Origin of the sequence: Mesorhizobium sp. M1050, from assembly GCF_040318715.1 — a bacterium.
Lineage (GTDB): Bacteria > Pseudomonadota > Alphaproteobacteria > Rhizobiales > Rhizobiaceae > Mesorhizobium.
The window spans coordinates 1-14,738 of the sequence record NZ_JAMYMV010000110.1 but is presented as its reverse complement, the minus strand read 5'-3'; the positions used below and the strand labels follow the sequence as shown (position 1 = coordinate 14,738).

General features: G+C 62.4%; 12 protein-coding genes. 7 read left to right on the top strand and 5 right to left on the bottom strand.

Features of this window, described 5'->3' with window-relative positions; all coding sequences use genetic code 11:
• Positions 1-94 precede the first annotated feature (94 nt).
• Positions 95-472, top strand: a complete 378-nt coding sequence (locus tag NKH57_RS31840) for a response regulator (protein ID WP_352950222.1) — start codon at positions 95-97, stop codon at positions 470-472.
• A gap of 66 nt (positions 473-538) precedes the next feature.
• Here the strand turns inward: NKH57_RS31840 and NKH57_RS31835 are convergent, their stop codons facing one another.
• Positions 539-1,255 carry an HAD family hydrolase gene (locus NKH57_RS31835; RefSeq protein WP_023758369.1) on the bottom strand — a complete coding sequence of 239 codons (717 nt, stop codon included), beginning with the start codon at positions 1,253-1,255 and terminating at the stop codon, positions 539-541.
• A gap of 163 nt (positions 1,256-1,418) precedes the next feature.
• On the opposite strand from NKH57_RS31835, the gene NKH57_RS31830 reads away from it, so the two are divergent.
• The 3 genes from NKH57_RS31830 to NKH57_RS31820 all read left to right on the top strand — a co-directional run bounded on the left by NKH57_RS31830 (position 1,419) and on the right by NKH57_RS31820 (position 5,432).
• Positions 1,419-2,855: a glutamine synthetase family protein gene (locus NKH57_RS31830; protein ID WP_023758370.1), complete on the top strand. Its 1,437-nt coding sequence runs from the start codon at positions 1,419-1,421 to the stop codon at positions 2,853-2,855.
• Positions 2,856-3,000: 145 nt separating this feature from the next.
• Positions 3,001-4,287, top strand: a complete 1,287-nt coding sequence (locus NKH57_RS31825; protein ID WP_352731675.1) for an NAD(P)/FAD-dependent oxidoreductase — start codon at positions 3,001-3,003, stop codon at positions 4,285-4,287.
• 299 nt (positions 4,288-4,586) lie between these two features.
• Positions 4,587-5,432, top strand: coding sequence for an SH3 domain-containing protein (locus tag NKH57_RS31820; protein WP_352950219.1), 846 nt, complete (start codon positions 4,587-4,589; stop codon positions 5,430-5,432).
• 45 nt (positions 5,433-5,477) lie between these two features.
• Here the strand turns inward: NKH57_RS31820 and NKH57_RS31815 are convergent, their stop codons facing one another.
• Entirely contained in the window at positions 5,478-6,224 is a 747-nt protein-coding gene (locus NKH57_RS31815; RefSeq protein ID WP_352950217.1) for an SDR family oxidoreductase, read from the bottom strand.
• 316 nt (positions 6,225-6,540) lie between these two features.
• Here NKH57_RS31815 and zwf point away from each other — a divergent pair, with 316 nt between their 5' ends.
• The 3 genes from zwf (at position 6,541) to edd (ending at position 10,603) form a co-directional block, all read left to right on the top strand.
• Entirely contained in the window at positions 6,541-8,010 is a 1,470-nt protein-coding gene (gene zwf, locus NKH57_RS31810; RefSeq protein ID WP_352950215.1) for a glucose-6-phosphate dehydrogenase, read from the top strand.
• On the top strand, positions 7,992-8,708 hold the full coding sequence (gene pgl, locus NKH57_RS31805) for a 6-phosphogluconolactonase (RefSeq protein WP_352950213.1): 717 nt from the start codon (positions 7,992-7,994) through the stop codon (positions 8,706-8,708). The genes zwf and pgl overlap by 19 nt, the downstream gene beginning before the upstream one ends.
• Positions 8,709-8,779: 71 nt before the next feature.
• On the top strand, positions 8,780-10,603 hold the full coding sequence (gene edd, locus NKH57_RS31800) for a phosphogluconate dehydratase (RefSeq protein WP_352950211.1): 1,824 nt from the start codon (positions 8,780-8,782) through the stop codon (positions 10,601-10,603).
• A gap of 70 nt (positions 10,604-10,673) precedes the next feature.
• On the opposite strand, the gene NKH57_RS31795 is transcribed toward edd, so the two are convergent.
• The 3 genes from NKH57_RS31795 to folD form a co-directional block, all read right to left on the bottom strand.
• Positions 10,674-12,332: a vWA domain-containing protein gene (locus tag NKH57_RS31795; protein WP_352950209.1), complete on the bottom strand. Its 1,659-nt coding sequence runs from the start codon at positions 12,330-12,332 to the stop codon at positions 10,674-10,676.
• 355 nt (positions 12,333-12,687) lie between these two features.
• The gene (locus tag NKH57_RS31790) at positions 12,688-13,650 is read right to left on the bottom strand and encodes a GlxA family transcriptional regulator (protein WP_013530232.1); all 963 of its coding nucleotides are present in this window, start codon (positions 13,648-13,650) and stop codon (positions 12,688-12,690) included.
• A 55-nt stretch (positions 13,651-13,705) separates the two neighbouring features.
• Positions 13,706-14,605 carry a bifunctional methylenetetrahydrofolate dehydrogenase/methenyltetrahydrofolate cyclohydrolase FolD gene (gene folD, locus NKH57_RS31785; protein ID WP_023758378.1) on the bottom strand — a complete coding sequence of 300 codons (900 nt, stop codon included), beginning with the start codon at positions 14,603-14,605 and terminating at the stop codon, positions 13,706-13,708.
• Positions 14,606-14,738: the final 133 nt, after the last annotated feature.

The following is a 14,738-nucleotide window of genomic DNA, read 5'->3' as shown; positions in this document are numbered from 1 at the left end:
TCCTTGCCCAGCATGAAGGTTGAATCAGATTTGCACGCCTAAGGGAATCCCACGCCGATTCAGCCTCAATTCATTCCGCTCTAGCTCCGAGGCGATCCGCGATCCGTCGCAGGTGCTTGTCGTCGGCAAATCGCCCATCAATCGCGTGGTGATCTCGAAGATCGTCGAGCGATCCGGGCTCAAGCCAATCTCGGAATCTCCCGACACGGCAGCGAGGATCTTACGGTCCCTCATTCCCGGCGCAGTCGTTCTAGACGGCGGTGCCGACAACAAGGACTGCGACGACCTGATGTCCAGCATCGGAGCGTTGCGGCGGGCCTCGGGCAAATCGCTGCCACCGGTGATCCTGCTTTCGACCAAGAATGGCTCGCCGGAGAGCCTGAGCCTGTCTGATATCATCGATGTCGTGGTCGCCAAGCCGATCACGCCCGAACGGCTGCAGCCGGTGATCGACCGCCTGGTTGGCCGCTAGATTGCAGAAAGAGTTTGTAGGCGGTTTCCCCGCCCGTAAACGGAAAACAATGGCCGACTACTGCGATCAGCCCGCGTTCACGATGCTTTCAACCAGCCCGGGCAGTTGGCCGAGATCGGATATCTGGCGGAATCTCGATTCGGCCACCGGAGCCTCGACATGCTCCAGCACCCAGGTCAGTTCATGCGGCACATGGACACCCCAACCGCCGGCCTCGATGGCCGGCACCACGTCCGACTTCAGCGAATTGCCGACCATCATGCTTTTTGCCGGACCATCGCCATGCCGGCTGAAGATCCTGTCATAGGTGGCGGCATTCTTGTCGCTGACGATCTCGATCGCGTCGAACAATTCGCCCAGACCTGACCCGGCCAGCTTGCGCTCCTGATCGAAAAGGTCGCCCTTGGTGATCAGCACAAGGCGGAACGCGCCGGCAAGCTTTTCGACAGTCTCGCGCGCATGCGGCAAGACCTCGATCGGATGGCTCAGCATCTCGCGGCCGGTATCGAGAATCTCCGATATGACCGCCGCCGGCACGTGGCCCTGTGTAACCTCGATCGCTGTTTCGATCATCGACAGGGTAAATCCCTTGATACCGAAGCCATAGACGGCAAGGTTGCGCCTTTCGGCTTCCAGCAATCGCGCGGAGATGTGCCCCGCTTCGCCATGGTCGGCCAACATGGCGGCAAAGCGCTTCTCCGTCAGGCGGAAGAACTGCTCGTTCTGCCAGAGTGTGTCGTCGGCGTCGAAGCCGATCGTCGTCAGTTTGTCGTCGTGCCGCATGCAATTTCTCGATTAAGATTGGGGTCTCGATTGGGATCGGGATTGTGGAAACTAAGCCGATTGGCGCGATTTTCAACAGCGTCAGCCAATGCCCGGCGCGGCTCCCCTTCCCTTCCATTGGAGGGCACGGCTATACTCCACAATCCGCAACCCAATCTGGTGAATGATGCCGCCTGCAAAAAAGGAAGTCCGTCCGTCGAGCCGCGGAGGACGTGCCCGCACGCCTGCCTTCGTGAAAAACCAACGGGGCGTGAAGAACTGGAAGGAAGTCAGCGCCTGGCTGGAATGGCGCGGCATCGAAGACATCGAGTGCATCACGCCTGATCAGGCAGGCGTCGCCCGCGGCAAGATGATGCCATCGAAGAAATTCACCTCCAACACATCGCTGGCCCTGCCATCGGCGGTCTTCATGACGACGATTTCCGGCGGCTATCCCGAGGACGGCAACGGCTTCCATTACCCGGAAGACGACGGCGACCTCAAACTGATGCCGGACCTGTCGACGCTGACGGTGGTGCCCTGGGAAGAAGACCCGACGGCCGCGGTCATCTGCGATCTGGTCCATCAAGATGGCCGCTCGGTCGAGTTCACGCCACGCAATGTGTTGAAGCGCGTGGTTGCCGCCTATGACAAGCTCGGCCTGAGGCCGGTAGTGGCGCCTGAGATCGAATTCTATCTGGTGCGCAAGAATCCCGATCCGGATTATCCGCTGACACCGCCGGTCGGCCGTTCGGGACGTGCGATCGGCGGCGGCGCCGGCTATTCGATCGCCGGCGTCAACGAATTCGACGAACTGATCGACGACATCTACCATTTCTCCGAAAGCCAGGGCCTGGAGATCGATACGCTGATCCATGAAGAAGGTGCCGGCCAGCTTGAGATCAATTTGCGCCACGGAGACCCGATCGAACTGGCCGACCAGGTGTTCATGTTCAAGCGCACCATTCGCGAGGCGGCGCTGAAGCACGAGATCTATGCCACCTTCATGGCCAAGCCCATCCAAGGGCAGCCTGGCTCCGCCATGCATATCCATCAATCGATCATCGACAAGAAGACCGGACAGAACATCTTCTCGGCTGCCGACGGTTCGGAAACCGACGCCTTCTTCCATTTCATCGGTGGTATGCAGAAGCATGTGCCGAACGCGCTGGTGATGTTCGCGCCCTATGTTAATTCCTACCGGCGATTGACACAGGCGGCGTCGGCGCCGGTCAATAACAAATGGGGCTATGACAATCGCACCACGGCGTTTCGTGTGCCACGCTCGGATCCGGCGGCGCGGCGCGTCGAAAACCGCATCCCCTCCTCCGACGCCAACCCCTATCTGGCTTTGGCGGCATCGCTTGCCTGCGGGCTGATCGGCATCACCAGGAAGATCAAGGCCGAACCTCCCGTCCTGACGACCGCCAATGCCGACGAGATCGACCTGCCACGTGGCCTGCTCGAAGCCGTCGACCTGTTCGAGGGCGATAAGGAGCTCTGCGCTCATCTGGGCAAGTCCTTCGCCGCGACCTATGCGGCGATCAAGCGCGCGGAATTCGAGACGTTCATGGAAGTGATCAGCCCGTGGGAACGGGAGTATTTGTTGCTCAATGTTTAGCGAATAGCGAATAGCGAATAGCGAATAGAAATGATGAGACGGGCGATACAGTCTCGATCAACCCTCACTTTTCAATTCTTCCCTATTTGCTACTCGCTATTCGCTATTCGCTTCCCCTTCCAAATCTCCGAGTCTTCACCGCATCATGCCTTACCAATCCCCGATCTCCCCCGGCCGCTCCTGGTACGAAGACACAGCCGGACCGCGGCCTGAATACCCCGTGCTCGATGGCGACCGTACCTGCGATGTCGTCATCATCGGCGGCGGCTTTACCGGCCTGTCGGCGGCGGTGCATCTGGCCAAGGGAGGGACGAATGTCGTTTTGATCGAGGCGTACCGTTTCGGCGATGGCGCTTCCGGGCGCAATGGCGGGCAGCTCGGCACCGGCCAGCGTTCCTGGGCAGAGGAACTGGAGGCCGAGTATGGTTTTTCGCGCGCCAAGGCCCTGTTCGATCTCGCCGAAGAGGCGAAGAAGCATCTCCTCGAATTCGCTGCTGCCAACCGGATCGACATCGACTATCTGCCGGGCCAGCTCTCGGTGGCGCACAAGCCGCGCTACGTCGACGACTACAAGGCACATGCCGAGATCATGGCGAGCCGTTTTTCCTACCCGCATATCTCGTTCATGGATGCCAGGGAGACGGCGGAGCGGCTGGGATCGACAGCCTACTTTGGCGGGACGCGCGACACCGGCACTGGACACATCCACCCGATGAAACTGGTGATCGGGACGGCGCGGGTGGCAGCGCTTGCCGGCGCGCAGCTGTTCGAGGGGACGCCATCGACCCGCATCATTTCCAGTGGCGGCAAGGTCAAGGTTTCGACGCCGAGAGGCACGGTGACGGCGCAGAAATGCCTGATCGCGGTCAACGCCCACGGCGGCACGCTCGAGCCGGTGAGTGCAGCGCACATCATGCCGATCGGTTCATTCATCGGCGCAACCGTGCCTTTGGGAGCAGACTCGAACGTGTTGCCGGGCGGCGAGTCCGTCGATGATTCCCGCTTCGTCGTGCGCTATTTCCGCAGATCGAAAGACGGGCGGCTGCTGTTTGGCGGACGCGAGATTTACGGCGTCAACGATCCGAAGGATATTCACATCCACATCCGTCGCCAGATCGCGGAACTCTATCCGGCGCTCAGGGACGTCGAGATCACACATGGCTGGGGCGGCTATGTCGGCATCACAGTGCCGAGAATGCCTTTCGTGCGCGAAGTGATGCCCAATGTGATTTCGGCCGGCGGCTATTCCGGCCACGGCGTCATGCTGTCGAACTTCTTCGGCAAGCTCTATGCCGAATCCGTTGCCGGCAACCGCGACCGGCTGAAGCTGATCGAGGATCTGAAAATCCCGCCCTTCCCCGGCGGACGGCGCTTCCGTACGCCGCTGCTGTTCCTGGCGCTCAACTGGTTTGCTCTGCGGGACAGGATTTAGGGTTGTTCCCACTTTTCGGGATTGCGTTTCGGGCTGGACAGGATCGCGCTGAATTCATGTAATATTACTGTAATATTTGTTGCCGTAGCGGCACATTGCGGAATCCCCGTCAAAGGTGCAGAATCGGGTGGGAAGGCGTAGTGATGCCACAATCGCCGGCAAAAGATGCCGGTTGTGGGCGACTGATGGGGAATTTTGCGGGCTTGCCCGCTTTGGTTTCTTGGGACTGATGCAGATCTTTCGCCAGGTTCTTGGCATTCGATCGAAAGAACATTGGCCCACTTATGGAGGTGGCAAGAGTGAAAGAGCCCTTCAGTTTCGGTACGCCGGAACGTCGGCGCTTTGCCATGCAGTTCGGATACGATATGCGGCCGTCGTTCTGGCAGGAAGTCCGTTCGAACTCGCATCTGGTGATCGCCGCAATCGGCACCGCCGCACTGCTTGGCGTCGCCGCCGTTGCGCTATGGCTGGCATTGCCGGCCAGCGACAGGCAAGCGTCAGCAAGCCCCGAGCAGACGATTCCAGCCATTCCGGTGAAGACGACGAAAATCGCCCCGGTGGGGGCTGCAGTCGCCGCGACAGCCGTAGCGCAGGCGCGCAAGCCCGACGCGGTTTCACCGACCGTGGCAGCAGCGGAAGCCATCCCCGCACTCAAGGCCAATGATCCGCGCTGGACTGGTCCGCAGCCGAAGGTCGCCTCCGATTCGACTGCTCCCAGCCAGGTGGCGAACCAGGCTGAACAGGCGCCGGACAAACCGGCGGCGGCGTTCGCGCAGCCAGGAGCCGATACCGATGCCACCGCTGAACTTGCCAAGGTTGCCGCGCCTCCCGCGGCGGCGAGCAGCCATCCCGATGGCGCACTAACCGCCGCTATCCCCGCGGTGCAGCCGCCGCCACAGCAGCCAACGGCCGGAGGTGACGGCAGCCAGGCCAAGGCGAAGCCCGGGAAGGTCGCCGCCGCCGGAACAGGGCGTATCCTGAAACCCGTGACCATGCGGAGCGGCCCGAAGAAAAATGCCGCCGCCATCGCCACGCTGCCGGCCAGAACCTCGGTTCAGGTGATGAGCTGCAAGCAATGGTGCCAGATCATCTATAACGGCAAGACCGGCTGGGTCTACAAAACCTACATCAAGACCGGCGCCTGACTCCCACTGCTCGGCGTGGGCATGTTGGCGACATACGCCAGGCTATCAGATGCAGCGGCCGCCATCGACCTCCAGCGCCACACCGGTGATGAAGGCGGCTTCGTCGGAGGCCAGCCAGAGTGCGGCATTGGCGATGTCGAGCGGCGTCGAAAGCCGGCCGAGCGGGATCGATGCGCGGAACTTCTCGCGGATTTCGGGTGTGTCGGCGCCCATGAATTTCTCCAGCATGCCGGTCTCTCCAGCAACCGGGCAGAGGCAGTTGACGCGGATGTTCTTCGGCGCCAGTTCCACCGCCATCGACTTGGTGGCGGAGATCGCCCAGCCTTTCGAGGCATTGTACCAGGTGAGGCCGGGCCTCGGCCGCAGACCGGCGGTGGAGGCCGTGGTCAAAATGACGCCGCCGCCTTGCCGCTCCATGATCGGCACCACGGCAAGCGCTGCGTGATAGATCGCCTTCATATTGACTGATGTGATCAGATCGAAGGTTTCCTCGTCGACATTGAGCATGTCGCCGTTGCGATGGGTGAAGCCGGCATTGTTGACCATAATGTCGATGCGGCCGAAGGCGCTCTTCGTGGCATAGACCATCTCGTCGAATTCGGAGCGCAGCGAAACATCGGTCTGGGTCCAGATCGCCGCGTCACCGATCTCGTCGGCGACACGCTCCGCACCCTTGGCATTGAGATCGGCGACAACCACCCTGGCGCCCTCCTCGGCAAAGCGCCTGGCGATGCCCTCGCCAAAGCCCGATGCAGCACCGGTGATGACGGCAACCTTGTTTTCCAGACGCATGTTTTTCCCGCTCATGTTTGGTGACGATCGACCTTCACGCCGATCATACACATCCACGCAGTGCCGCGGCTGCCGAACTGGTTAGCTAAAAGATGTGCGGCCATCGCCGATTTCTCCTTTGGCTTTCGCCTCGATCCCGCTCTATGCTGCAACTGCGAAGGGCTTCCGGAGCCGCGCCTGTCGACAAGCCTCCAGGTCATTGGACTGTCAAGGGGCAGGCGCATACACCCAGATGTGACACCATGGCACTGGAAAATTTAAATCGATTAGATTATATCAGCCGCGTACTTGCGACCGGCGTCAGAGCGGATAGACCATGACCAGCCAGATCATCCCCGTCGACCCTTTCGACTTCATCATTTTCGGCGGCACCGGCGATCTGTCGGAACGCAAGCTTTTGCCGTCTCTCTACTATCGCCAGCGCGACCATCAGTTCTCGGAGCCGACGCGCATCATCGGCACATCACGATCGAAAATGAGCGATGAGGAATTCCAGGCCTTCGCCAAGCAGGCGATCTCCGAGCATGTCAAACCGGCCGATATCGACGCCAATGAATTGAAGACCTTTCTGGCGCGGCTATCCTATGTCTCGGCCGATGCAACGACCGGCGCCGGCTTCGACAAATTGACGAAGGCGATCGGCGACAGCGACCGTATCCGTGCCTTCTACCTGGCGGTGGCGCCGGCGCTGTTCGGCGATATTTCGCACAAGCTGAAGGAGCACAATCTGATCACGCCGAACTCCCGCATCGTGCTGGAGAAGCCAATCGGCCGCGACCTTGCCTCGGCGCGAGCGCTCAACGATCTGGTCGGCGACAATTTCCACGAAAGCCAGATCTTCCGCATCGACCACTATCTCGGCAAGGAGACGGTGCAGAACCTGATGGCGCTGCGCTTTGCCAACGCGCTCTATGAGCCGCTGTGGAATTCCGCCCATATCGACCATGTGCAGATCACGGTCGCCGAGACAGTGGGGCTGGAAGACCGCGTCACCTATTACGACAAGGCCGGCGCACTGCGCGACATGGTGCAGAACCATATGCTGCAGCTGCTGTGTCTGGTCGCCATGGAAGCGCCGTCATCGATGGACGCCGACGCGGTGCGTGACGAGAAGCTGAAGGTGCTGCGGGCGCTGAAGCGCATCAACGGCAACGAGGCGCCGAAGCACACCGTGCGTGGCCAATACCGCGCCGGCGCCTCGGCCAGCGGAGCTGTAAAAGGCTATGTCGAGGAGCTTTCCCACGACAGCAACACCGAAACCTTCGTCGCTATCAAGGCCGAGATCGGCACCTGGCGCTGGGCGGGCGTTCCGTTCTACTTCAGGACCGGCAAGCGGCTGGCGACCCGGGTTTCGGAAATCGTCATCGAATTCAAGCCGATCCCGCATTCGATCTTCGGTGACAGCGCCGGTCCGATCTTCGCCAACCAACTGGTCATCCGGTTGCAGCCGGACGAAGGCGTCAAGCAGTTCATCATGATCAAGGATCCGGGTCCGGGCGGCATGCGGCTGCGCCAGATCTCGCTCGATATGAGCTTCGCGCAATCCTTCGATGGCCGCGCGCCGGATGCCTATGAGCGGCTGATCATGGACGTCATCCGTGGCAACCAGACCCTGTTCATGCGCCGCGACGAAGTCGAGGCGGCGTGGAAGTGGATCGACCCGATCCAGAACGCCTGGGAAAGCGCCAGACAAGAGGCGCAGGGCTATACGGCAGGCACCTGGGGACCCTCGGCCTCCATCGCACTGATCGAACGTGACGGGCGGACATGGCACGAGAGCAATTGAACAGCGCCGCCAACAGCTGGAACGGCTTCGCCGGGCGCCAGGAATTGGCGGCCGCCCTTGCGGGTCATGTCGCCGGCCGCCTGACCAAGGCAATCGCCGAGCGCGGCACGGGGCTGCTCGCCGTCTCCGGCGGCACCACGCCGGCAAGATTCTTCGCCGCTCTTTCGGCGATACCGATCGCCTGGGACAAGGTGATCGTGACGCTCGTCGACGAGCGCTTCGTGCCGGCCTCCTCGCCACGTTCCAACGCCGGGCTGGTGGCCGCAAATCTCTTGCAGAACGCAGCCAAGGCGGCACGTTTCGTGCCTCTCTATCACGAAGCCACCGACATCGAGGACGCGGCGGCGTCCGACAACGCAGCACTGCAGTCACTGCCCTGGCCGCTCGACGTCGTCGTGCTCGGCATGGGGCCGGACGGCCACACCGCCTCGTTCTTTCCCGATGCCGACGACCTGGAAAAATTGCTCGATCCGTCCTCCGACAGGATCGTGCTGCCGGTTCATGCGTTGAGTGCGGGAGAGCCGCGGCTGACGTTGTCGCTGGCCCGCATTGTCGATGCCGGCTTCATTGCGCTGCACATCGAAGGCGAGGACAAGCGCACCGCCTTCGACAGCGCCGTGGCATCTGGACCGCGAAAGCCAATCCGCGCCGTACTCGATGCTGCACAGAAGCCCGTAGAGGTTTTCTGGGCACCTTGATTTGAACTTGCTGAGGGTCCCGGCGGACAGCCGGATTGTGTTCCGGGACCTCGCCTGAAAGGACCGACACCATGACCGTCAGACGCGACATCGAAGCCATCACCGAACGCATCCGCGAGCGTTCAAAGCCAGGCCGCGAGCGTTATCTTAGCCGCATCGCCGAGGCGTCGAACCGCACCGCCAACCGGGCCGTGCTGTCGTGCGGCAATCTCGCCCACGGCTTTGCGGTGTGCAGTCCCTCGGAAAAGCTGGCGCTGGGTGCGGATAAGGTGCCAAACCTCGGCATCATCACCTCTTATAACGACATGCTGTCGGCGCATCAGCCGTTCGAGACCTTTCCGGCGCTGATCAAGGACGCGGCACGCGAGGCCGGCGGCATCGCCCAGGTCGCCGGCGGCGTGCCGGCGATGTGCGATGGCGTTACGCAAGGCCAGCCCGGCATGGAGCTGTCGCTGTTTTCGCGCGACGTGATCGCCATGGCCGCAGCGATCGGCCTGTCGCACAACATGTTCGACGCCGCCGTCTATCTCGGCGTCTGCGACAAGATCGTGCCTGGCCTGGTGATCGCCGCACTGACCTTCGGCCATCTGCCGGCGGTGTTCATTCCCGCAGGACCGATGACCACTGGCCTGCCGAACGATGAAAAGGCCAAGGTCCGCCAGCTCTATGCCGAGGGCAAGGCCGGACGCGCCGAACTGCTGGAGGCCGAGTCCAAGTCCTACCATGGGCCGGGCACCTGCACCTTCTACGGCACGGCAAATTCCAACCAGATGCTGATGGAGATCATGGGCCTGCACACGCCGGGCGCTTCCTTCGTCAATCCCGGCACGCCGCTGCGTGACGCCCTGACCCGCGAGGCGACGAAGCGGGCGCTGGCGATCACCGCGCTCGGCAATGCCTATACGCCGGTCGGCCGGATGATCGACGAGCGTTCGATCGTCAACGGCGTCGTCGGCCTGCATGCCACCGGCGGTTCGACCAATCACACCATCCACCTGATCGCCATGGCGGCGGCGGCCGGCATAGCCATCACCTGGCAGGACATTTCCGACCTTTCGGAAGCGGTGCCGCTGCTGGCGCGGGTCTATCCCAACGGTCTCGCCGACGTGAACCATTTCCACGCGGCCGGCGGCCTCGGCTTCCTGATCCGCGAACTGCTCGACGAAGGCATCCTGCACGAGGATGTGCAGACGGTCTGGGGCGAAGGCCTGCGGCCCTATGCGATCGAAGCAAAGCTTGGCGCCGACGGCAGCGTGGTGCGCGAAGCCTCGCCGCGCCAAAGCGGCGACGAGAAAGTGCTGGCGCCGTTCAGCAAGGCTTTCCAGGCGACCGGCGGCCTCAAGGTGCTGTCGGGCAATCTCGGCCACGCCGTCATCAAGACTTCCGCGGTGAAGCCGGAGCGGCGCATCATCGAGGCGCCGGCCAAGGTTTTCGACAGCCAGCAAGGGCTGAATGAAGCGTTCAAGGCAGGCACGCTGACCGGCGATTTCATCGCCGTCATCCGCTTCCAGGGGCCAAAGGCCAACGGCATGCCGGAACTGCACAAGCTGACCACCGTGCTCGGCATCCTGCAGGATCGCGGCCAGCGCGTGGCGCTGGTCACCGACGGGCGCATGTCTGGCGCCTCCGGCAAGGTGCCGGCGGCGATCCATGTGACGCCGGAAGCAGTCGAGGACGGGCCAATCGCCAGGATCCACGAAGGCGACATCATCCGGCTCGACGCCGACGCTGGGACACTTGAGGTTCTGGTGCCGGCCGGTGACTTCGCCTTGCGCCGGACGGCGGATGCCGACCTCATCGGCAACGAGTTCGGCTTAGGCCGCGAGCTGTTTGCCGGCTTCCGTCAATTGGTCGGCCGCGCCGACCACGGCGCCAGCGCGTTCGGAACGGCGTGACGGAATCGACGTCCTGTCCATGAAAGAGGGCGGCTCTTGGCCGCCCTTTTTGCTGCCGGTCAAATTGCTGTCATGGCGTAACGGCAATTTCGCTCCGTTCGCCGGCCTTGACCGTCACCGGCATTTCCTTGTCATGGCCTGCATCGATCATGTGGCGGACGACCACATAGTCGCCGGCCGGAACGGTCTGCTGCCAGGTATCGCCATAGTTCAGGCCAAGCGCCTTGCGCTTGCCCTCAATGTCCTTTTTCGGCGACAGTATCTCGATCGAGTAGGCACCGGAGGCCGACATCGCCAGAACGCCGGCATCGAGCGGCACCTTGATGTCCGTGACATCTCCGACCTTGACGCTGAACGGCTGCTCGACGACCGCCAGGTCAAGCGTGGTCAGCGCGACATAGTCGTTCGGCGGCAGCCAGAACTTGCTGTCCGGGCCATAGGAATGCTCGACACTGTCACGCGTGCCATCGATTTTCTTCTTCGCCTTGACGATCTCGAAGCCGAGGCCGGAACTGTCGGCCTTGTCGCCGCCCGCGACATAAAAGGCGTTGAGCACGATATGGCCGACGCCAACGATGACGTCCTTCTCGATCTTCTGCCCGGCGGCGAGCTGGATGGTTTCGGTGACGCTGCCTGCGCCGATCTGGACCGTGATCTTCTGTTCGCCCGCCGGCACGATGATTTTGGTGTCGCCATAGTGGGTCGTGCTGCCGCCCGGATAAGCGAAATTGAGGCTGGCCGCGTCACTGATGTCGGCGCCCTGGCTCGGCCGCGGATGAATGAGCATTGTGCCCGCGTTCAAGGTGAACAGCGGCTTGTAGACCTGGCCTGCCTCGATCTTGAATTTCTGCTCCATCTTGGCCTCGTCGTCGCGTGCGACGACGATGTAGTCGCCTGGTTCGAGATTGCCGCTGTAGGTGCCATATTCGGTGGTGACGGAATCGCCCCGCGAGCCGTCGGCGCTTGCCTTGTAGATCTCCCAGGCGTTGCCGTCGGTGATCGGCTCGCCACCTTCGGCCATCACCACTGTTGGCTGAAAATTGAATTCCGGTTTCGCCGGCTCCGGTGCGGGCGCGGGCGCCGGAGCGGGAGCCGGTTCTGGAGCGGGTGCCGCCACGGTCTCGACAAGCGCCTCCTGCAGCGCCTTCTCGTCGGAGGCCTGGATGTATTTGCCGCCGGTGTTGTCGGCGAGGCAGGCGATCTGCTTGCCTTCGTCGGTGGTGAGGCCGAAGCCAACGACATCGGCGGTGAAGTCGACGCCGGATGCCTCAAGCTCCTTGCCAAGCGCGCAGGGGTCGCCACCGCATGTTTCGAGACCGTCGGTAATGAGCACGACGGTCGCCTTGTCCTCGGTGTATTTCAACGCCTCGGCTGCTTGCTTGACGGCAGAGGTCAGCGGCGTCTTGCCGAGGAATTTCAGGCTGTCGGCGGCGGCCGAGATGGCACTTGCCGAACCTGCCTGTGGCGGCACGATCAACTGGATGTCGTCGCAGCTGCCCTTTTCGCGATGGCCATAGGCCATGAAGCCGATTTCGTCGTCGGTGGGAACCGATTGAAGCACGGTTCGCAGCGACTCGCGGGCGATTTCGAGCTTGGGCTTGCCGTCGATCTGCGCCCACATCGAGCCGGAGGCATCGAGAATGACGATGACCTTGTTTGCGGCAAAGCCGAATGTCGTCATCGACAAAAGGAGGATCGCCGCAGCGACGCCCCGTGCAAGTCCCGCCATCGAAATCTCCTCAAATCCGCCCCTGATCCGGGCGGCAAGCTATTTGACGCGGCGCTGGGACACAAGTCGGTGCCGGTGCGTAGGGCTCCGAACTCAGCTTAACAAAAGACCTGACGACATCCAGTTCGGCGGTGTCGGCAGTGCCGGCAGTTTTTCACGATAGGAATTTTTTCTTGACTCAGTGCCCTCAGCTATGGTACATATTTGTCCATGGTGCTGATTTGCGCCAGTGACCCGCCGCGCAGGCGGGTTTTTCGTTTGATGCACCCTTCAGCCTACGCGTCAGCGAAGACTCCGAAGGAACCCGGTGCGTCGGGGCGAAATGCCAAACTTTTCAACGGAAGCGAAAACCCGCTCAGTAGGTCGTGCGGCGCTCTTCCGAGGGCGGCCTGCCGAATTGCAGCCGGTAGCTCTGGGCGAAGTAGGAATGCGAGGTGAAGCCGGTCGCGATCGCCACGTCGAGGATCGGCATGTTGGTCTGGCGCAGCAGTTCGCGCGCCCGCTCCAGCCGCAGCCGCATGTAATAGCGGCCGGGCGTGACGCTGAGATGGCGCAGGAACAGGCGCTCGACCTGGCGCACCGACAGGCCGGCGGACTTGGCCAGTTGCACGGCCGACAGCGGCTCGTCGAGGTGATCTGCCATCAGTTCGACGATGCGCCTGAGCTTCTCCGACTTGCCGGTCAGGTCGCGTTCCGGACCGACGCGCTGGCGGTCGCCGGCCGAGCGGATGCGTTCGTGCTGGAACTGGTTGGCGACGCCATTGGCGAGATTCGAACCGAAATCGCCGCGCACGATCTCCAGCATCAGGTCGATCGAGGTGGTGCCGCCGGCGCAGGTGTAGCGCTTGCGATCGATCTCGAAGACGTTGCCTGTGCAGTTGATGTCGGGGAAGCGTTCGACGAAGCCGGCGCGGTTTTCCCAATGGATGGTGCAGCGGTAGCCTTCAAGCTGGCCGGCCTCGGCCAGCAGGTAGGAGCCGACCGACAAGGCACCGAGCGCATTGCCGCGCCGTCCCCAACTGCGTAAAGCCGCCAGCACCTTGCTCTTGCCGGGAAATTCCGTCGTCAGCCCGACCGAGACGAAAAGGATGTCGACCGGCGGCAGGTCGGCTACCGCGTAGTCGATCTTGAGCGGCAGGCCATTGGAGGCCATCACCGGATCGCCATCGGCAGACACCGTGGTCCAGCCGTAGAAGTCGCGGCCGAGCAACCGGTTCGCCGACCGGAATGTATCGATCGCCGCGGCCAGCGAGAACATGGAGAACTTGTCGACCAGCAGGAAAGCGAACTGCCGGCCGCCTTGAACGGGATCAGTCATGACCGGCCGTTCCGGGGGAATAGTGGAGTTCGGCAAAGCTGCGGCTTTCTGGCGGTCAGAAGGACGGCCGTTTCAATCCGGCCGCAAGGTAGGCCGAGGCTAACGTATTGGCCATCAGCATGGCAATGGTCATCGGCCCGACACCGCCGGGAACCGGCGTGATGGCTCCGGCGGCCTTGGCCGCTTCGGCATAGGCGACGTCGCCGACGAGGCGCGACTTGCCCTCGCCCTTCTCTGGTGCGGGAATGCGGTTGATGCCGACATCGACGACGGTGGCGCCAGGCTTCACCCAATCGCCCTTGATCATCTCCGGCCGGCCGACGGCCGCGACCAGAATGTCGGCGGTGCGGGCAAGTGCCGGCAGGTCTTTGGTGCGGCTGTGGGCGATGGTGACGGTGCAATTGGCGGCAAGCAGGAGGTTGGCCATCGGCTTGCCGACGATGTTGGAGCGGCCGACGACGACCGCATTGAGGCCGGACAAATCCTTGCCGCGCACCCGCTCGATCAGAAGCATCGAGCCGGCCGGCGTGCAGGGCACGAAGGCAGTCTCGAGTTCACCGGTGCCGAGCTTGCCGACATTGATGAAATGGAAGCCGTCGACATCCTTTTCCGGCGCGATGGTCTGGATGATCTTGCCGGCATCGATATGGGCCGGCAGCGGAAGCTGCACCAGGATGCCGTTGATGGCCGGATCGGCGTTAAGGTCGCCGATGATCTCCAGCAATGCCGGTTCCGAGGTTTCGGCCGACAGCGTGTGCTGCACTGAATGAAAGCCGCATTCCTTCGCGGTGCGCGATTTGGAAGCGACATAGACCTGGCTGGCCGGATCCTCGCCGACGATGACCACTGCAAGACCGGGCTTGGCCTTGCCTTTGGCGACAAGCTCGGCGGTCAGGATCTTGACCGTCCGCACCACGTCTTCGGCAACGCTCTTACCATCAATCACTTCGGCCATGGACCACCCTCAACACCAAAATGCCCAAGCGGGGGGCGTGGGGGAGGGCCCGGCGGTGTTATTGTTTACAGCGGGGGCGGAATCCGCGAAGTGCCCCCCCCCATCACCCCCAAAACCCGCGCCAGGCCGGTGT

Coding starts and splice junctions, on each gene's coding strand:
- NKH57_RS31830 (WP_023758370.1), top strand. CDS start 1,419: ATGATGCCGCCTGCAAAAAAGGAAGTCCGTCCGTCGAGCCGCGGAGGA.
- NKH57_RS31815 (WP_352950217.1), bottom strand. CDS start 6,224: ATGCGTCTGGAAAACAAGGTTGCCGTCATCACCGGTGCTGCATCGGGC.
- pgl (WP_352950213.1), top strand. CDS start 7,992: ATGGCACGAGAGCAATTGAACAGCGCCGCCAACAGCTGGAACGGCTTC.
- folD (WP_023758378.1), bottom strand. CDS start 14,605: ATGGCCGAAGTGATTGATGGTAAGAGCGTTGCCGAAGACGTGGTGCGG.
- NKH57_RS31790 (WP_013530232.1), bottom strand. CDS start 13,650: ATGACTGATCCCGTTCAAGGCGGCCGGCAGTTCGCTTTCCTGCTGGTC.
- NKH57_RS31795 (WP_352950209.1), bottom strand. CDS start 12,332: ATGGCGGGACTTGCACGGGGCGTCGCTGCGGCGATCCTCCTTTTGTCG.
- zwf (WP_352950215.1), top strand. CDS start 6,541: ATGACCAGCCAGATCATCCCCGTCGACCCTTTCGACTTCATCATTTTC.
- NKH57_RS31835 (WP_023758369.1), bottom strand. CDS start 1,255: ATGCGGCACGACGACAAACTGACGACGATCGGCTTCGACGCCGACGAC.
- NKH57_RS31825 (WP_352731675.1), top strand. CDS start 3,001: ATGCCTTACCAATCCCCGATCTCCCCCGGCCGCTCCTGGTACGAAGAC.
- edd (WP_352950211.1), top strand. CDS start 8,780: ATGACCGTCAGACGCGACATCGAAGCCATCACCGAACGCATCCGCGAG.